This is a genomic window from Pacificoceanicola algae, assembly GCF_049341065.1.
Taxonomy (GTDB): Bacteria; Pseudomonadota; Alphaproteobacteria; order Rhodobacterales; family Rhodobacteraceae; genus Pacificoceanicola.
The window spans coordinates 394,656-414,106 of sequence record NZ_JBMPIX010000004.1 but is presented as its reverse complement, the minus strand read 5'-3'; the positions used below and the strand labels follow the sequence as shown (position 1 = coordinate 414,106).

The window sequence follows — 19,451 nt, the reverse complement described above, 5'->3', positions numbered from 1 at the left end:
TCACTTCGCGGACAGCACTTGCGCGCATTGACCGGGAAGATCGGCCAAGGTCAACTCGCGCTTGGGCTTTGGTTTGGGGGCATTCGGATCGGGCGGCGGAGGGTTGAGGATGCGGTCCACCCAGCCTTGCGCTTCTGCACAGCCGTCGCCAGCGGGCGGCGGGTTTTGTTCGACGCAGCCCTTGGCGCCTTTGGGGCAGTTCAGGCGCACATGGAAATGATAGTGGTGCCCCCACCATGGCCGGACCTTGCGCAACCATGCGCGATCGCCCTTTTCATCGTTACACATCTTGACCTTGGCCCCGGGGAAAATGAAAATCCGCGCAACACGGGGATCGCTGGCCGCAGCCTTGACCAGTTCGTGTTGGGTGCGGGTCCAGTTGTTGTTGGTAAAGGCTCCGGACGAACGCCGCATCGAGATCGGCTCAAACCCTTCGCGTTGCGCGACGCTCAGGTTCAGGTCAGTCACATTGCGCAGCCAGATATCCGCGTCCAGACCGATCTGGTGGCTGGCGTGCCCGGTCAGCATTGGGCCGCCGCGGGGTTGGCTAAAGTCGCCAGTATAGATACCCTGCGTGCCGGGAATGGCCGCAGCCTTGCGGCTGAGATCCTTCACAAAGTCGATCAGCACCGGGTGACCCCAGTTGCGGTTGCGCGACAAACGCATGGCCTGCCATGTCGGACCTGTTTCCGGTAATTGCTCTGCCCCGCCGATACACCCCTTGTTATAGGTTCCAAACGGTTGCGCACTCTGGCCCGAAGCGCGGTTTTCGGCTCCGAACAACTGCTTGGCATTCTTGGAGGACAGCACCGGATCGATCTTTTGGACGGCTGTCGCCGTCGTCTTGGAATTACGCGAGGAATTGCCACCGCCACAGGCCGCCAGCGTGGCGATCAGCGTCAGAGTCAGGAGGGGTCGGAACATGGGGTTTGATCTCCGTCAGGTTGCACCCAGCGTAGCAGAACAAGACCGACCACGAAAAGAGCGATCAGCGGAGAGACGCCAAGTTGCTGCGAGCCTGTGACAGCGGTTGCCACTCCGATAAGCAGCGGCGCAAAGAAAGAGGTCGCTTTGCCCGCCAGCGCATAAAGCCCAAAGGCTTCGGTCATGCGCAGCGGGTCGGCCTGCCGTACCATCATGGTGCGCGAAGCGGACTGGATGACACCGCCCGCCGCGCCAATCACGGCACCAAAGACGTAAAAGGCAATGTCCGGCAAGGGCGACCCTTCACCAACGTCAAAGCCGAAGACCGCGTCCGGACGGATGCTGACAATGCCGATGGCGACCGCCATCAGGATGATAACGCAGGCCTTGATGACGGGCTTGGGGCCAAAGGCACTGTCGGCGCGTCCCCCGATCATGGCAAAGATCGCGCCCGAGATGATGGCAAGAATGCCAAAGATCCCCACATCCACCACGGTCCAGCCCAGAACACCCGCAGCATAGATGCCGCCAAAGGTGTACATGCCATTCAGCGCGTCCCGATAGAACATCGACGAGGCAAGATAGGCAAAACGCGAAGGGTGCTGCGGCAGGCACCGCAATGTGGCACCCAGCGTTTTCAGGGCGCGTTTAACGGCGCCTTTGGGGGCCGGATGGCTGCGCGGGTCGCGCACCCACAGGAAAAACGGCACCATGAACACGGCGTACCAGATCGCCGTCAGGGGGCCGACAAAACGGGTGCCTTCCCGCGCCTCCGCATCAAGGCCGAACAACGGCTCAAGCCCTATGAACGTGCGGCCTGTCTTCGCGCTTTCCGCAAAGAACAGCAGCATGATGACAAGGGTCAGCAAACCTCCGACATAGCCAAAAGCCCAGCCGTTGCCCGAAATGCGGCCAATCTCTTCCTTGGTGCCGAGATCGGGCAGCATCGAATTGGTAAAGATCGTGGCGAACTCCATCCCGATCAGACCGATGGCGAAGAAAAACAGCGTTTGGTACAGGTCAAAGTCGGTCGGTTCGGCGAACCAGAGCATCCCTGAGCCAATGACATAGAGCGCCGAGAAGCCCCAGATCCAACGCAAGCGGTTCCCGCCGGTGTCCGCCAAGGCACCCAGGATGGGGGCCAGCAAGGCGATGATGATGCCCGCAGCGGCGATGCCAAAGCCCCAAGCCGCCTGCGCCCGGGATCCGTCTCCGATCATCTCGCCGACGTAGGGGCCAAATATGAAGGTGATCAGCAGAGTATTGTACGGCTGGCTGGCCCAGTCGAAAAAGAACCACCCCCAGATGCGTTTGCGATGTGATGGTTGCGCCATGCCCTGCCCTCTGTTTCGTCGCGATAGAACAGACAAGGGCGCGCAGTGGCAAGCCTTAAGCTGCGGGATCAGCTCCTTGCATCGGCGGCCAAGGGCGCAGATCTTCCGCCTCGACCCATTTCGCGACCCAATCCGGCATATCGGGCGAGCTTGCGTCTTGCTCCCATGCCTGCATGATCCGGTCGGTGGTCACGATGCCGTTTATGTCGGTAATCGCGGAACGGTAGACCGCGTGGCTGGCGCATTCGCCGTTCTTCAACCACATGGACTGTTCGATATAGACAAAGCGTTTGTCCCAGCAAAGCACCCGCGACAGCATCCGCACCTTGTTGAACAGCCGGACCCGGCGACGATAGCGCACAACAGACCCGGCAATCGTCAGCCCCCATCGCTGCTGTCTCAGCAAGCCAATCAGCCCGGCGCGTTCGGCCAGCGGGATGCGGCCCAGATCATAGATCGTCAGCGTGCGCCCGTTGTTCAGCTCCATCCAAAGGTCCAGATCCCAAGGCAAGCAAAGATGGTGCGAAACGTGGGTGTCCAGCAGGCCCAGCCTCGGGGCGCGGCGGGCAAAGTACATGTCCTTGGAAAGGCGGATGAATGGGTACATGGGCGGCTCCTTTGGCGCGGTTCGTGCGCTGACTTGACAGGCGCGTCAACCACGACCTCGCGTCCGACTTGCCCTTTGCGGGCCGAGTGCTTAGGTCTTGCGCGGCACAATTGAAAACAAAGGGCAAAAGATGCAGTCGCTTTTCCAAATCCTGATGCTGATCCTAGACATCGTCTGGTTCTTCATTATTGCCCATGTGATCATGAGCTGGCTGATCAACTTTCAAGTCCTGAACCTGCGCCAGCCGCTGGTTGCCCAGATATGGGACGGTCTGAACCGCATTCTTGAACCGCTTTATAGCCGCATTCGCCAAATCCTGCCCGCGATGGGCGGCCTCGACCTTGCGCCGCTGGTCGTTCTGATCGCGGTTTATGCGCTGCGGATCATCCTCGCCAACAACGCCGGGTTCTTCTATTCGTTCTGAGGACGCGTCGTGGCATCGGCGGAATTGAGTATCTGGACCACGCAGAAACCCGTTTGAGGGCTTGATTCACCGAATCTTAGTATGTGATTGTCGGCAATAGAGCAGATATAGTGACAATCCGGCAGGTCCCCCATGCCCCGAGACGCAGCGCCCGCTGAGGCGCTTCTTAAGGATATCTTTGGTTTTGACGGATTTCGCCCGGGTCAGGGCGAGATCGTTGAAGCTGTGGCGCGGGGCGAAAACGTCTTGGCGATCATGCCGACGGGCGGTGGCAAATCCCTGTGTTTCCAACTACCAGCGCTGATGCGGTCCGGAATTACCGTAGTGATTTCCCCGCTGATCGCCTTGATGCGGGATCAGGTTCGGGGTCTGCGCGAAGCCGGGGTTGCGGCGGGCGCGCTGACCAGCGGCAACACCCAAGAAGAAACCGACGCCGTGTGGGACATGCTGCAGGAAGGCACGCTCAAGCTGCTGTATCTGGCGCCCGAACGGCTGGCGAACACGGGAACCCAGCGTATGTTGGCGCAGTCCGGGATCAGCCTGATCGCAGTCGACGAGGCGCATTGCGTCAGCCAGTGGGGCCATGATTTCCGCCCCGACTACCTGCGGATCGGAGAATTGCGGCGCGCGCTGGACGTGCCCTTGGCCGCTTTTACCGCGACAGCGGATGCGGAAACCCAAGAAGAAATCGTCACGCGGTTGTTCGACGGACAGGCGCCCTCGACCTTTCTGCGCGGCTTTGACCGGCCCAATATCCATCTTGCCTTTCAACCCAAAGACGGCCCGCGCCAACAGATCCTGAGCTTTGCCAAGGCCCGTAAGGGACAGTCCGGGATCGTCTATTGCGGCACCCGCGCCAAGACCGAAACTCTGGCGCAAGCGCTGCTGGCCGAGGGCCATTCGGCCTGCCACTATCATGGTGGGATGGAGGCCGATGACCGCCGCCATGTGGAGGAACGCTTTGCCACCGAGGATGGTCTGATTGTCGTGGCGACAGTAGCCTTTGGCATGGGGGTGGATAAGCCGGATATTCGCTGGGTCGCCCATGCCGATCTGCCTAAGTCGATCGAAGCCTATTATCAGGAAATCGGCCGCGCGGGCCGCGACGGCGCTCCGGCGGAAACCCTGACGCTATTTGGACAGGACGACATCCGCCTGCGCCGCGCCCAGATCGACGAAGGCCTCGCCCCCGCCGAGCGGCGCGATGCGGACCATGGCCGCCTGAACGCCTTGCTGGGATTGGCCGAGGCGCTGGGGTGTCGGCGGCAGGCGCTATTGGCCTATTTCGGAGAAGAGGCCGAGCCCTGCGGAAATTGCGACCTGTGTGACAGCCCGCCCGAGCTGTTCGATGGCACCGAGGCCGTGCGGAAGGCACTGTCGGCGGCACTGCGCACCGGCGAAAGTTTTGGCGCGGGGCATCTGATCGACATACTCATGGGCAAGACCACCGACAAGATCAGCGCCCGGGGGCATCAAAGCCTGCCAACCTTCGGCGTCGGCAAGGACCTCTCGAAAGGGCAATGGCAGGCGGTGTTCCGGCAGATGATGGGACACGATCTGATGCGCCCGGATGCGGACCGCCACGGCGCATTGGTGATGACGGAACGCGCGCGCCCCTTGCTGCGCGGCGAAGAGACAATCCAGCTGAGGCGCGACATGGTGGTGCGCGCCAATGAACGCCGCCCCGCAGTAAAGGAACTGGTCAGCGAAGAGGACGCGCCACTGATGTCGGCGCTCAAGGCCAAACGCCGCGCCTTGGCCGAGGCCGCGCGCGCCCCCGCCTATGTGATCTTCCCTGACCGGACCCTGATCGAAATGGCAACACAGCGGCCCCGGACGCTGGACGACATGGCCCGGATCAACGGCATCGGCGCCAAGAAACTGGAACGTTACGGCGCCGCCTTCCTTGAGGTGATCAACGGTGAGGCCGCACAGATGCACCCAAAGCGCCGCAAACTGGCCGGACGGCGCGACGCAGGGGCAGTTTACGACGCCTTGATGGAGGCCCAGGCGCAGCTGGTGCGCGGCACTGACGGCGCGGACAAACCCTTGTCCTGCTCTGCCTCGTTGCTGGCCAAGGTGGCGGAACAACGCCCCGACTGCGACAGCGGGATGCTACGCCTGTTGGGCGACAAGAAGGCGGAACGCTTTGGCGCGGCCTTTCTTGACGTGCTTCGCGAGGCGCAAGACGCCTAGCACGCTGGACCTCGTCCATGGGGCGGACTAAGTGCCAATCGCAGGACAAATGCAGGGGATGACATGCTGGTAGTGATTTCTCCGGCCAAGCGGCTGGATTGGAGCGAACGCAAGGTCGAAATGACCGCGCCGGATTTTGCCGAAGACGCAGGGCGGCTGGCCAAGACTGCGCGTAATCTGACATTGGGTGATCTCAAGGGGTTGATGGGATTGTCGGACGATCTTGCGCGGCTGAACCGTGACCGCTTCAAGGCCTATACCCCAACGCCCGGTCCCGAAGATCTGCGCCCCGCCGCCATGGCCTTTGCTGGCGACACCTATCAAGGGCTCGAAGCCGGGTCTTTGGACGAAGATGAAGTTGCCTGGGCGCAAGACCACCTGCGCATTCTGTCAGGCCTTTACGGTCTGCTGCGCCCGCTGGACGGCATTCAGGCCTACCGGCTTGAAATGGGCTCGCGGCTGAAAACGCGGCGCGGGTCGAACCTGTATGAGTATTGGCGTGACCAACTGGCCAAAGCCCTGAACGTGCAGGGCGAGGCACTCGGCACCGATGTTCTGGTGAATTGCGCCAGTCAGGAATATTTCGGCGCCGTTCCTGCCAAAGCCCTGAAGTTGCGGGTGGTTACGCCGCAATTCATGGAAGACAAGAATGGCACGCCCAAGATCGTCAGCTTTTTCGCCAAGCGGGAACGGGGGGCGATGGCCCGCTACATCGTACAACATAGGCTGACCGATCCCGCCGCATTGCTGGACTTCGACAGCGGTGGTTATGAATACCGCCCGGATATGTCAGAGCCGAACAAACCGGTGTTCGTGCGCCCCGCGCAGCAGCAGTCCTAAGAGGCCTTTGCCGGCCGGGCGCGTTTTCCATAGACACGGATCTTTTCGCCCAACTCGGCCTTGCGCAACGGTTTCGTCAGATAGTCGTCCAGACCCGCCTCAAGAATGGACTCGCGATCGCCCGACATGGCGTGGGCCGTCACGGCCACGATGGGCACATTCGGTCCGTTGCCCTCAAGCGTTCGGATTTCGCGGGTCGCCTGTTTGCCATCCATTCGCGGCATGGAGATATCCATGAAGATCAGTTCCGGCCTCTGAGTCTTGAAGGCTTCGACCGCCTCGATCCCGTTGTTGGCAAAGCGCAGCGAAACGTTGAACGCGGCCGCCATCTTGCGGAAGACAAGCTGGTTGGTTTTGTTGTCCTCAGCGACCAGAACATCCAAGGGGGGCTCCTCCTCGGTCATTGGCTTAGCCTTGATTTTGGCCAGCTCCGGTTCCGGGTCCCGAGTTTCGGCAGGCATGGGACCGGCGGGGGTGACGGATTCCAAAGCAGCAAAAAGCATGCGCCTTGGGGCCGGTTTTTGCAAAACGGCGTGCACGTCTTCCTTGTTGATCTCGGCAAGTTGGGTGGGATTGTCCGCCAGCAGGATAACCGGCACGCGGTGACCTGACGTGCGCAGTTGCGAGATCAGTTCCTGTCCCAGCATATCCGGAAGATCCTGTTCGACGATCAGCAGATCAGGCAGATCGCGCATCCTGTCGATCGCCTCGGCGCCGGTCTTACAGTAATCGGTGTGCAGACCCAGAATATCCAGCTGCTTGGACAGGATGATCCGGTTGGCGCTGTGGTCGTCCACCACCAACACGCGTTTGAGATGTTCGGGCAGGCGTGCCCGTTCATAACTGGCCGGCTCGTCCGTTGGCAACATGACACGCATGCCAAAGCAACTGCCTTTGCCAAGCTCCGAGTCGACCCAGACTTCACCATCCATCAGTTCGACAAGCCGCTTGGTGATCGCCAGGCCAAGGCCGGTACCCTCGAACTGTCGGTTTCGCTCGTCCTCGACCTGATTGAATTCCCCAAAGACATGGGCGACTTTATCCTTCGGGATGCCAATGCCGGTATCCTCGATAGTGATATGCACGGCCGAGGGTCCTTCATCGGCGACCATACCGACCACGCGGACAAGAACATGGCCTTCCACCGTGAACTTGACCGCGTTGCCCAACAGATTTGTCAGGATCTGGCGGATACGCCCCGGATCACCGATAAAGCGGGTCGGCAGAAACATATCGAAATCGACCAGCAGTTGGATGTCCTTGTCGCGCGCAGTCGGCTGGAGCAACATGATCACCTCGTGAATCGCGCGCTCCAGATCGAAGGGTTCGGGGTGCAGCTGAAGCTTTTCGGCCTCGATCTTTGAATAGTCCAGAATGTCGTTGATGATCACCAAGAGCGCCTCGCCCGAACTGCGAATGGTGTCCAGATAGAGCCGCTGTTCGTCGGAAAGGTCAGTCTCGGCCATCAGGTCAGCCATCCCCACAACGCCATTCATCGGTGTACGGATTTCGTGGCTCATATTGGCAAGGAACGCCGATTTGGCGCGGTTGGCCGCCTCGGCGCGCACGGTCGCATCTTTCAGTCGCTGCTGGTCCTTCTTGATGTCCGTAATGTCCATCCGAAGCCCGACGCGCCCACCGCCGCGGGTTTCGCGTTCGTAGATACGCAACCAGCGGCCATCGTCCAATTGCTGTTCCAGCTCTCGGTCGGCCAGACGGTGGGCGGTCAGACGTTCTTCCAACCAGTCTTCTTCGCGCCCGATGGCCTCCTGATATTGACCGTTCTCCAGCCCGTAGCGCAGGATATCCTCAAACGTGGCGCCACGGACAACGGCGGGGGCGCTGGCCTTGTAGATGTTACGATAGGGCTCATTGCACATCAACAATCTGTCGTCTTCATCGTACAGAACAAAGCCATCTGGCAGCTCTTCAACGGCGGACCACATGCGCATCAGTTCGGTCAGATCGACACAGAGCGACACGACTCCACCATCCGGGGTGCGCCTGTCCTGAATCTTGACGAAACGACCATTCCAAAGCCGGATCGTCTCGGACGGGATCGGGTCCGTGTCCCAGCGCGCATACATCCGCGCCTGCCACTCTTCCCGCCCTTCGCCCTGAAGATCGACGGCCCCTTCTTCGGCAAGCACTTGAAGAATTTCTGCGTAGGTGGTGCCGACACCAATGCACTCGATTCCGTCGAAAACCGACATATAGGCTGGGTTGGCGATTTCCATTCGATTGTGGGGATCGAACATGGCAAAGCCGTCACGCACGGTTTCAAGCGCCTTCCAAAGTTGATCTTCGACCAGCTCGATTTTTTGGGTCGCCTCGCCAAGTTGCGTGATGACACGGCGGTTTTCATCGCGCACCTCCGCGACCTCGGCGCGGGTTTCGGTGATTTCATGGCTCAGTTGCAACGCATGGGCGCCAAGCTTCTTATTGGCCGCAAAAAGCTCGGCCTGCTTGAGTTCAAGCAAGCGTTCCGCAGCGAGGCGAGCGCGTCTTTCTTCGGCCAGGCGTGTGGCCAGGGTCATGCATTGCCCTCCGAAAATGCTGCAGCACTTTCGCCATTTTGGGTGAACATCAGCTTAAAAAGCCCTTAGGCCGGAAAAACCGACAAGGTCGCGATAAATATATCTTGAAAACAGATACTTGACCCAAAGGGTATGGATTTCCGGAGGCTCCGAATCCTTGCCATACCCCAACAACGCGTGTCACGATGCAGCATTCATCGAAAGGATCTTTTCATGCGCCGTTTTCTGTTGGGCCTCATTTTGGCTTTTGTCAGCCTGTCCGCAGCCTTCGCGCAGGAGGCCATTCCAGACCGCCGGTTGATCGTGACCCGCGATGTGGATTTCTACGGTGCCGACCTTCAAGCGTTTTTCGATACCACGCTGGATGCTTGCGAACGCCAATGCCTTGGCAATCCCTCATGCAAAGCCTTTACTTTCAACAAACGCTCCAATGCCTGTTTCCCCAAGTCCGACATCACTGACCGCCAGCCCTACGAGGGCGCTATTTCCGCTCAGGTGATCGAAGTTTCCGCGTCCGAGCGCGCGCTTGCCGAAAAGCGCAAGCCTGACCTTGCCTTCCTGCGCGACGCCGATCTGGAAGCGGCCCGAACCGAGGCGGCTTCCCTTGGCGTGCGCCACGGCGGCGGGCAATGGGCCCCTCAGGCTCTGCTGGATGCCGCGACGAACTCGAAAACGTCGGGCAACCTGCGTGACGCAATCCATTGGACCGGCGCGGCTCTGGCCCAGACCGATGACCCGGCGCTTTGGTTGCAATACAGCGATTGGTCCGCCGAAGTCGCCGAGACGCTGAAAGGCAGCGATCAGCGCAATTACCGCAGCCGCGCCTTGCTGGCCGCGATCAACGCCTATCTGCGCAGCGAGTCCGACAGTCCCCGCGTGTCTGCCCTGACTGCAATGGCGAAGGCGCTGGAAAAGAACGGGCGGGGGCGCGACATGATCCCGCCGCTTCGGTTGGCCGAAAGCCTGACCTCGGCGCCGGAAGTTACGGATCTTCTCGACGACGCCATCGGCAAATATGGTTTCCGGGTGAGCGAGCATACGGTCGAAGCCGACAGCGCCGCGCCCCGCATTTGCGCACAGTTCTCTGAACCGCTGATCCGCGCCGGGCAGGACTATGCGCCCTATGTGCGTCTGCCCGATTCGCGCCTTGCCATCGAGGCCGACGATCAGCGCATCTGCATCAGCGGAGTCGAACATGGCGGGCGTTACACCGTAACTTTCCGGTCGGGCCTGCCTGCGGCCAGCGGCGAAGAACTGGTACGCGACGTTGAGATCACCGCTTATGTGCGGGATCGCAGCCCGGCAGTGAATTTCCCGGGCCGCGCCTATGTTCTGCCGCGCAGCGCCGATGCGGGACTGCCGATTGAAACCGTGAACCTGACTAGCGTCGATTTGATCCTGCGCCGGGTGTCCGACCGCAATCTGGTGCGCGCCGTTCAGGACAGCTATTTCGGGCGTCCGCTGAACAGCTATGACGAACGCTATTTCAGTCGCGACATCGGCGAAGATATCTGGAAAGGCACCGGTGCGGTCGAGAACCGTCTGAATGCAGACGTGCTGACCCGTCTGCCGATGGGGGACGTGGTCGGCGATCTGCCTGCCGGGGTCTATGCCTTGACCGCCGCCGTACCTGATCGGGACCCCTATGCCGATGGCCGCGCGACGCAGTGGTTCATCCTGTCGGATATCGGCCTGACGACGATGCAGGGCAACGATGGGTTGACGGTTTTCGCGCGCGGGTTGGGTGATGCCTTGCCGCTTGAAGGCCTCGAAGTGGCGCTGTTGTCCAGTTCCAACCGGGTGCTGGAAACGGTGCAGACCGATGCGCAGGGGATGGCCAGTTTTGCACCGGGCCTGATCCGCGGCACCGGCGGCGCACAGCCTGCCTTGGTCATGGCGAAACGTGGCGAAGAAGACATGGCCTTCCTGTCCCTCACCGATCCGGCCTTTGACCTGTCGGATCGCGGCGTAGAAGGGCGCGCGCCCGCTGGCCCGATCGACACCTTCCTGACAACTGATCGCGGCGCCTATCGCGCCGGTGAGGTGATCCATGCCACCGCGCTGACCCGCGACGCCAAGGCAAAGGCGCTCAGCGACATTCCGGTAACTGCCGTTCTGATGCGCCCTGACGGCGTGGAATATTCACGCCATGTGTCCAACGGCGGCATGGCGGGCGGGCATGTCTTTTCCCTGCCGCTTGCGCCTTCGGTTCCGCGTGGCACTTGGCGGCTTGAGATGTTTGCCGATCCCGACGCTCCGGCGCTGGCTTCGCAAACTCTGCTGGTCGAGGATTTCGTCCCCGAGCGGATCGACTTTGACCTGATGCTGCCCGAGGGCACCATAAACCCGCTTGAGGCCCCGCAACTTGGCGTCGATGCGCGCTATCTGTTTGGCGCGCCGGGGGGCGATCTGCCGATCGAGGGCGAATTGACCCTGCGCGCGCAAAATACGCTGGACGCCTTCCCGCGCTATCGCTTTGGTCGCCACGATCAGGGCGTCACCGTGCGCACCAACAGCTTTGCCGCTGATCTGTTCACCGATGCGGCGGGCAAGGCCGCACTGGATCTGCCCTTGCCGGATCTGGACCCTCAGGGCCGCCCGATGGAGGCCCGCGTGACCCTGCGTATCTCCGAAGGCTCGGGCCGCCCTGTGGAACGCAGCATCACCCGGCCAGTTGCGCCGCCCACACCGATGATCGGCATTCGCCCGGCCTTTGACGACACCCTGCCCGAGGGCAGCGAAGCGCGCTTTGATCTGATTGCCCTTGGCCCGGACCTTGAGCCGCAAACCATGCAGGTCAGCTGGCAGGTCAACCGCGTCAACACGCGCTATCAGTGGTATCAGCTTTACGGCAACTGGAACTGGGAACCGGTGACAACGCGCACCACTGTTGCACGCGGCACAGGCACGCTGGGCGCCGCGCCGTTGTCGATCGCCGCCGATGTTGATTGGGGCGAATACGAGGTGGTGGTCGAACGCACCGATGGCGGCTATGTCGCTGCCTCGATGCCCTTCAGCGCGGGTTGGTATGCCGCCGCCGATGCGACTGATACGCCCGACATGTTGGACCTGTCGCTTGACAAGCAGCAATACGCCCCCGGCGAGACCGCACAGCTGCGCATGGTGCCGCGCTATGCCGGCAAGGCTTTGGTGACTGTGCTGGCCGACCGGGTAATCTCCATGCAGGCCATCGAGGTGCGCGAAGGTGAAAACCTGCTGAACCTGCCTGTAACCGAAGACTGGGGCGCCGGTGTCTATGTCACCGCGCAGGTGATCCGCCCCATGGATGTGTCTGCCGGGCACAACCCGGCCCGCGCGCTGGGCTTGGCCCATGCGGGCGTCGATCCCATGGACCGCAAGCTGAAAGTCAGCTTTGACGCTCCGACCGAGGCCGCGCCGCGCCAAACTTTGACCGCTGCGGTGCAGATCGAAGGACTGGACGCGGGCGATACGGCCTATGTCTCGGTCGCCGCAGTCGATTTGGGCATTCTCAATCTGACCAGGTTCCATAGTCCTGATCCGGCGGGATACTATTTTGGTCAACGCCGTCTTGGGGTCGAATTGCGCGACATCTATGGGCGCCTGATCGATGGCATGAACGGTGCCATGGGACAGGTGCGCTCGGGTGGCGATGCCTCGGCCTCGATGCGGATGCAAAGCCCGCCTCCGACCGAGGCCACTGTCGCCTTTTTCCAAGGGCCCGTCACGGTCGATGCGCAGGGCCGGGCCGAGTTGTCCTTTGACATGCCCGATTTCAACGGCACCGTGCGGCTTATGGCGGTGGCGTGGTCGGACAAAGGCGTCGGTCAGGCCGAAACCGATGTACTGGTGCGCGATCCCGTGGTGATCAGCGCCTCGCTGCCGCGGTTCCTTGCGCCGGGCGATGCCTCGCGGCTGCTGCTGGAACTGACCCATACCAAAGGTCCGGCGGGCGAAATGCCCCTGTCCGTGACCGCAACAGGGCTGGCGCTTGACGCGACCGCGGTCCCCGCCAAGGTGACATTGACAGATCAGGGCAAGCTGTCGCTCCGCATCCCGGTCAATGCAACCGACGTCGGCGATCATACCATCGCGATTGCACTGACCACCCCCGATGGACAACGTCTGACCAAGACGCTGAGCCTTGGTGTACGGTCCAATGATCCTGCCATCGGTGCCACGCGCCGTCTGTCGCTGGCGCAGGACCAGACCTTTACATTGGACGCGCAGATCTTTGCCGGTCTTCGCCCCGAAGGCAGTTCCGCCCTGATCTCGGCCGGAGCATTGGCACGGTTCGATGCGCCCGGACTGCTGGCGCGGCTGGACCGCTATCCCTATGGCTGCACCGAACAGGTGACCTCCAAGGCGCTGCCGCTGCTTTATCTCAGCTCGGTGGCCGAGCCGCTGGGCATCGGCAATACGGAGAAAATCGCTCTTCGCATCGACCAGTCGATCACCAAGGTCCTGACCCGCCAAAGCGCGAGCGGTGCCTTTGGTTTGTGGCGAGCCGACTCGGGTGATTTCTGGCTGGACGCCTATGTGACCGATTTCCTCAGCCGCGCGCAGGCGCTGGGGCACGAGGTGCCGGAACTGGCCTTCCGCAATGCTCTCGACAACCTCAAGAGCCGGATTTCCTATGCGCAGGACTTCGACAAAGGGGGCGAGGATATCGCCTATGCCCTGATGGTACTGGCGCGCGAAGGCAAAGCGGCAATGGGCGATCTGCGCTATTACGCCGACGAAAAGGCGGATGCCTTTGCAACACCTCTGGCGCAGGCGCAACTGGGCGCGGCGCTGGCCGCATACGGGGATCAACCCCGCGCCGACCGCATGTTCGCCAAGGCCGCCGCACGGATCGCGGCCCAACCAGAGCAGAGCGAGCGCGTCTATCGCGCCGACTACGGCAGCACCGTCCGCGATGCTGCGGGTGTCCTGTCGCTGGCGGTCGAAGCGCGCTCGGACGCCGTGGATCGCGGCGCTTTGACGACGCAGATTGCCTCGGTCACACGGCCCCTGTCGACCCAGGAGCAGGCTTGGGCGCTGCTGGCGGCCCATGCCATGGTCAAAGACCCGACGGTTTCAGGGCTTGAGGTCAACGGCACCCCATTGGCTGGACCCTTCGTGCGCAAACTGGACGGCGAAACGCTGCAACCGATGACCATCGAGAACACCGCCGAGCTGCCGACCGACGTCACCCTGACCACCCTTGGCGTTCCCGAGGGAGAGACCGAGGCAACCAGCTATGGCTATGCTCTCACGCGCGAATACTTCACCATGGACGGGCAACCGCTGGGCGATCAGATCAAGGCGGGCGACCGTCTGGTGGCGGTGCTGACGGTGCGCCCTTCCGAGGAAACACGCGCGCGGCTGATGGTGGACGATCCGCTGCCTGCGGGGTTCGAGATCGACAACCCGAACCTGTTGCGCGCGGGCGATCTGCGAGCGATCGACTGGTTCGAACCCTCCGGTGCCGACCATGCCGAATTCCGCAGCGACCGTTTCCTTGCGTCGGTGACCCATTCGGGGACCAAACCGGTCAAGCTGGCCTACATCCTGCGGGCTGTGTCGCCGGGCACCTTCCACCACCCCGCCGCGCTGGTCGAGGATATGTACCGCCCGGATTACCGCGCGACGACGGCCTCTGGCGCCGTCACGATCCAACCGTAAGGGCGGGGAATGCGCCGCCTCGTCGCCCTTGTTCTGGTGCTCTGGTCTGCCGCTTTCGCGCGGGACGGCCTTGAGCGCTATATCGCGGAGACAAAGCTGCCGGTTCTGGTGCACGCCACCGCCTCCGAGGTGCGCGACCGCAACGGCGATCTGTTGCGCGCCTATACCATCGACGATGGCCTTTGGCGCATGGCCCTGTCCGCCGATCAGGTTGACCCACTGTTTTATGACATGCTGATCGCCTACGAGGACAAACGGTTCTGGGATCACAACGGCGTAGATCCCCGCGCCACCCTGCGCGCCGCTTGGCAGGCGATCCGCCATGGCGGCATCGTTTCGGGGGCCTCGACCCTGACCATGCAGGTGGCCCGCCTTCTGGAGGATGGCACCACCGGCCAATGGCGCGGCAAGCTGCGTCAGATGCGGCTGGCACTGGCGCTGGAAAGCCACCTGAGCAAGGCGCAAATCCTTGATCTTTACCTGCAACTCGCCCCCTACGGCGGTAACGTCGAAGGGCTGCGCGCCGCCTCGCTTGTCTGGCTGGGCAAGGAGCCCCGGCGTCTGACTCCGGCCGAGGCCGCGCTGTTGGTCGCCCTGCCCCAAGCCCCTGAAAGCCGTCGCCCCGACCGTCACCCCGAGGCCGCGCGTATCGCCCGTGACCGAGTCTTGATGCGTATGGCCGGCGCCGGCGTGATCACCCTTGAGGATGCCCGCGCGGGTCAGACCGATCCGGCCCCATCGGGCCGCCACCCGATGCCGCAGATCGCCCCACATATGGCCGACCGCGCCATCGCGCGCGCACCGGGGCGGCACGACCTGACACTGGACCGCAGCCTGCAAAGCGCCATGGAAGACCTCGCGCGCACCTATATGACAGGCCGCGATCCGCGGCTGTCGCTGGCGATTATCCTCGCGGATATCGAAAGCGCCGAGATCCTCGCCTCGGTTGGCTCGCCGGATTATACGGCGGTGCAGGGGCAGGGTTTTGTGGACATGACGCAGGCCCAACGCTCGCCCGGATCGACGCTGAAACCGCTGATCTACGGGCTCGCCTTTGACCGGGCGTTGGCGCATCCAGAGACCCTGATCCTTGATACGCCGGTGCAATTTGGCACCTATGCGCCGCAGAACTTCGACGGCGTGTTCCGGGGCGAGCTGTCGGTGCGCCGCGCCCTTCAACTGTCGCTGAACATTCCGGTGATCCGCCTGACCGAGGCGCTTGGCCCCGCCCATATCATGTCTGCCCTCCGACGCGCTGGTGTGAACCCGGGCCTTCAGGGCGGTGCGCCGGGGTTGGCCTTGTCCCTTGGCGGTGTCGGGGTCACACTAGAGGAAATGGTGCAACTTTACGGCGCTTTGGCGCGTGGCGGTCAGGCCAAGCCCCTGCTTTGGCACAAGGGCGATGAAGCGACGCCACTTGTTGCGATCCTCAGCCGAGCCTCGGCTTGGCAGGTGGGCAACGTTCTTGCCGGTCTTCCGCCACCGCCACAGGCTGGTCCGCCGGGGCGCGTGGCTTATAAAACCGGCACCTCTTATGGGCATCGCGACGCTTGGGCGCTGGGTTGGAACGGGCGCTTTGTGGCGGGAGTCTGGATCGGCCGCCCGGATGGCACCCCGGTGCCGGGCGCTTTTGGCGGAGAGCTGGCCGCGCCGATGCTGTTCGAAGTTCTGGGCCGCGCCGATACTCGCCCCGCCCCCTTGCCGCCGCCGCCGCCCGAAACGCTTTTGGTGCCGCGCGCCGGGCTACCCGGCCATCTTCAGCGCTTTGGCCCGCGCGAGGTAGCGCCCGTGCTGCAACTGACCTTCCCGCCGCAGGGTGCGCAACTCGCCGCTGGCGGCGCGATCCCGGTCAAATTGCGAGGCGGAACTCCGCCCTACACCTTGCTGGCAGACGGCGCTGTAGTGGCTTCGAATTTGCGAGGGATCGAGTTCCTGGCCCCTCTGGACGGTCTCGGCTTTACCACCCTGTCCGTCATCGACGCCAAGGGGAAATCCGGCCGGGTTTCGATCGAACTGCGCTGAAACATGATCGCTCATCCCTGCCTGAGGGGCTGCAAATGGAAGCGGCACAGAGCTTGCGCGCTGTACCGCTTAATTTGTCAGCAATCCGAACACAGCCGGCGTTCAGAGGCGTTCGATCGCAATGGCGATACCCTGACCGCCACCGATACACATTGTGATCAAGGCGCGTTTGCCACCGATCCGTTCAAGCTCGTAGAGAGCTTTGACACTGATCAACGCGCCGGTGGCCCCCACGGGATGGCCCAGCGCGATTGCGCCACCATTCGGGTTGACCTTGGCAGGGTCAAAGCCCAGCTCCTTGCTCACCGCCAACGCCTGTGCGGCAAAGGCCTCATTGCTTTCGATCACGTCGAAATCGCATGCGCTCAGACCGGTGCGCTCGAACAGGGCGCGGCAGGCCGGGACAGGGCCGATGCCCATGACTTCGGGGCGCACGCCCGCATGGGCATAACCGATGATCCGCGCGCGCGGGGTCAGGCCGGCCTTGTTCGCCGCGCCGGCTGTGCCCAGAACCAAAGCCGCTGCGCCATCGTTGATGCCGCTGGCATTGCCCGCCGTCACGCTGCCGTCCTTTTTGAAGGCCGGGCGCAACCCCGCCAGCGCCTCAAGCGTCGTGGCCTTGGGGTGTTCATCGACTTCGAAGGCCACCATCTCGCGCTTGCGACGCACCTCGACCGGAACGATTTGTTCGGCGAAACGGCCCTCGGCGATGGCCCTGGCGGCGCGCTCTTGGCTGTCCATGGCAAAGGCGTCCTGTGCTTCGCGCGAAATGTCATGTTCAGCCGAGACATTTTCCGCCGTCACGCCCATATGGCCGCTGCCAAAGGGGCAGTTCAGCGTGCCCAGCATCATGTCGAGCGTGACAACGTCGCCCATCTTGGCGCCCCAGCGTTGGTCCGGCACGATGAAGGGGCTGCGCGACATGCATTCGGCCCCGCCAACCAGTGCAAAGTCGGCATCGCCCAGCATCAGTGACTGCGCCCCTGAAACGATCGCCTGCGCGCCCGACCCGCACAACCGGTTCACGTTCATCGCGGGCACGCTGTCCGGAACCCCTGCCTGCATCGCGGCAACCCGCGACAGGTACATGTCCTTTGGTTCGGTGTTGATGACAGTGCCAAAGACCACATGGCCGATCTGCCCGCCCTCGACCCCGGCGCGCTCCAGCGCGGCCCGGGCCGCTACTGCGCCCAACTCGGTCGGGGGCGTCCCTGCCAGAGATCCGCCAAATGTGCCAATGGCGGTGCGGGCGCCGCCCAGGATGACGATATCGTCGCTCATGTTCCCCTCCGTGGTGAATTTGCCCCGACTATGGGCGCCGAGTGCCCGATTGTCAGCCCTCTACGTTCCGTCACAACGATCGCTAGGTGGACGGGCCATTTTGTGCCTATGCTGGGCAGGTGAACGTGAAAGGACACAGGATGAGCGCGACTTTGCAGGTGATTTACCCCATCCGGGACGACACGAAATTCGACTATGATTATTACACGGGAACCCATTTGACGTTGGTGGGCGAGGTTTGGGGCGAGCTGATTGACCGCACTCTGGTCACCAAAGGTCTGGCGGCGGGTCCCGATACGCCTCCGGGGCAGTATGCCATCGCAAGCATCGTCTTTCACGATCAGGCGGCTTTTGACGCGGCGATGAACAAGGCGGGCCCGCTGCTGGAGGACATTCCTAATTTCACCAATACGACGCCGCAGATGCTGGTCGGCGCGGTGATCGGCTAACTTGACAGTTTGCGGCAGCGCGCCCAGCCTGCCGCAAACACTTCGGAGCGCCTCATGATCCTGCCCTCAGTCGTCGATGCCATCGGCAACACGCCTTTGGTCGAGCTGTCGCGCCTGACTGCGCATCTGGGGCTGGACGGGCGGATTCTGGCCAAGCTGGATTACCTCAACCCCGGCTTTTCGAAAAAGGACCGTGCCGCCAAGGTCATCATCGAGACAGCTCTCGCCGATGGCACGCTGGCGCCGGGTCAGACGGTGGTCGAGCTGACGTCGGGCAATATGGGTACCGGGCTGGCGATTGTCTGCGGCGTACTGGGCCACCCCTTTGTTGCAGTGATGAGCGCGGGTAACTCGGTGGAGCGCGCGCGGATGATGCGGGCACTGGGCGCCGAGGTTGTAATCGTTCCGCAAGCGCCGGGCGGCGTCGCGGGGCAAGTTTCGGGCGCCGATCTGGCCTTGGTCGAGGCTAGGGCCCAAGAGATCACGACACAGCGGGACGCATTCCGCGCCGATCAGTTTGGTCATCCGGGTAATCCCATCGCCCATGAGGTCGGAACGGCCCCCGAAATATGGGCGCAGTCAAACGGCGCGGTCACCAGTTTTTGCGATTTCGCAGGTTCAGGCGGCACCCTAGGCGGCGCGGCGCGCTATTTTGCACAGCAGGGTGTACGCAGCTATGCGGTCGAACCGGCCGGAGCGCAGGCCATTGCTGGCGACCGCACAGATCATCCGGACCATCCCATTCAGGGGGGCGGTTATATGATGGCGGATCTGGCGCATCTGCGCGATGTGCCACTTGCAGGGCATCTAAGCGTCAGCGGCGATGAAGCCAAAAGCCACACCCGCCTGCTGGCGCGGTTTGAAGGGATCTTTGGCGGCTATTCCTCGGGCGCGAACCTTTGCGCCGCCACCGCGCTTCTTCGCGGACCCGACCGGGGCGGCTGTATCGCTATTGTGATCTGCGACAGCGGTCTCAAGTATCTCTCGACCGACCTTTGGGAGATATGACAGACATCGGAAGGGCACTTTTGGCCCTGGGTCGAGGCCAGCGTCCGACAAGCTGTTTGAACACCATAAAAAGCGGCACGGCTGATGGCCGCTGACCGCGGGACGGGACGTGGGGGCCTGGCCCATCGTGGTAACGACGACGGGCCAGATCACGCCAATTATCTTCGGAGTGAGACATGGGAC

The 19,451-nt window shown here is 62.5% G+C and carries 12 protein-coding genes; 7 read left to right on the top strand and 5 right to left on the bottom strand.

Features of this window, described 5'->3' with window-relative positions; all coding sequences use genetic code 11:
- From mepA to ACOYQJ_RS09010, 3 genes are read right to left on the bottom strand one after another with little or no spacing between them, the layout of a single operon-like run.
- Entirely contained in the window at window positions 1-924 is a 924-nt protein-coding gene (gene mepA / locus ACOYQJ_RS09020; RefSeq protein ID WP_422905687.1) for a penicillin-insensitive murein endopeptidase, read from the bottom strand.
- Window positions 906-2,258 (bottom strand): MFS transporter, encoded by a 1,353-nt coding sequence (locus ACOYQJ_RS09015; protein WP_422905686.1) that lies wholly within the window; start codon window positions 2,256-2,258, stop codon window positions 906-908. The genes mepA and ACOYQJ_RS09015 overlap by 19 nt, the downstream gene beginning before the upstream one ends.
- Window positions 2,259-2,313: 55 nt before the next feature.
- Window positions 2,314-2,865, bottom strand: a complete 552-nt coding sequence (locus tag ACOYQJ_RS09010; protein WP_422905685.1) for an acyl-CoA thioesterase — start codon at window positions 2,863-2,865, stop codon at window positions 2,314-2,316.
- 130 nt (window positions 2,866-2,995) lie between these two features.
- Between ACOYQJ_RS09010 and ACOYQJ_RS09005 the strand changes: the two genes are divergently transcribed.
- From ACOYQJ_RS09005 to yaaA, 3 genes are all read left to right on the top strand, one after another.
- Window positions 2,996-3,289: a YggT family protein gene (locus tag ACOYQJ_RS09005; protein WP_422905684.1), complete on the top strand. Its 294-nt coding sequence runs from the start codon at window positions 2,996-2,998 to the stop codon at window positions 3,287-3,289.
- Window positions 3,290-3,421: 132 nt separating this feature from the next.
- Window positions 3,422-5,485 (top strand): DNA helicase RecQ, encoded by a 2,064-nt coding sequence (gene recQ, locus ACOYQJ_RS09000; protein ID WP_422905683.1) that lies wholly within the window; start codon window positions 3,422-3,424, stop codon window positions 5,483-5,485.
- A 63-nt stretch (window positions 5,486-5,548) separates the two neighbouring features.
- Window positions 5,549-6,325: a peroxide stress protein YaaA gene (gene yaaA / locus ACOYQJ_RS08995; protein WP_422905682.1), complete on the top strand. Its 777-nt coding sequence runs from the start codon at window positions 5,549-5,551 to the stop codon at window positions 6,323-6,325.
- Here yaaA and ACOYQJ_RS08990 read toward each other — a convergent pair.
- Entirely contained in the window at window positions 6,322-8,862 is a 2,541-nt protein-coding gene (locus ACOYQJ_RS08990) for a response regulator (RefSeq protein ID WP_422905681.1), read from the bottom strand. The two genes, yaaA and ACOYQJ_RS08990, sit on opposite strands and share 4 nt — an antisense overlap.
- A 213-nt stretch (window positions 8,863-9,075) precedes the next feature.
- Here ACOYQJ_RS08990 and ACOYQJ_RS08985 point away from each other — a divergent pair, with 213 nt between their 5' ends.
- On the top strand, window positions 9,076-14,508 hold the full coding sequence (locus tag ACOYQJ_RS08985) for an alpha-2-macroglobulin family protein (protein ID WP_422905680.1): 5,433 nt from the start codon (window positions 9,076-9,078) through the stop codon (window positions 14,506-14,508).
- Between the two features lie 9 nt (window positions 14,509-14,517).
- The gene (gene pbpC / locus ACOYQJ_RS08980) at window positions 14,518-16,530 is read left to right on the top strand and encodes a penicillin-binding protein 1C (protein WP_422905679.1); all 2,013 of its coding nucleotides are present in this window, start codon (window positions 14,518-14,520) and stop codon (window positions 16,528-16,530) included.
- A gap of 102 nt (window positions 16,531-16,632) precedes the next feature.
- On the opposite strand, the gene ACOYQJ_RS08975 is transcribed toward pbpC, so the two are convergent.
- Window positions 16,633-17,811, bottom strand: a complete 1,179-nt coding sequence (locus tag ACOYQJ_RS08975; protein WP_422905678.1) for an acetyl-CoA C-acyltransferase family protein — start codon at window positions 17,809-17,811, stop codon at window positions 16,633-16,635.
- A gap of 140 nt (window positions 17,812-17,951) precedes the next feature.
- Between ACOYQJ_RS08975 and ACOYQJ_RS08970 the strand changes: the two genes are divergently transcribed.
- Window positions 17,952-18,260, top strand: a complete 309-nt coding sequence (locus tag ACOYQJ_RS08970; RefSeq protein ID WP_422905677.1) for an EthD family reductase — start codon at window positions 17,952-17,954, stop codon at window positions 18,258-18,260.
- Window positions 18,261-18,314: 54 nt separating this feature from the next.
- Window positions 18,315-19,268 carry a PLP-dependent cysteine synthase family protein gene (locus ACOYQJ_RS08965; protein ID WP_422905676.1) on the top strand — a complete coding sequence of 318 codons (954 nt, stop codon included), beginning with the start codon at window positions 18,315-18,317 and terminating at the stop codon, window positions 19,266-19,268.
- Window positions 19,269-19,451: the final 183 nt, after the last annotated feature.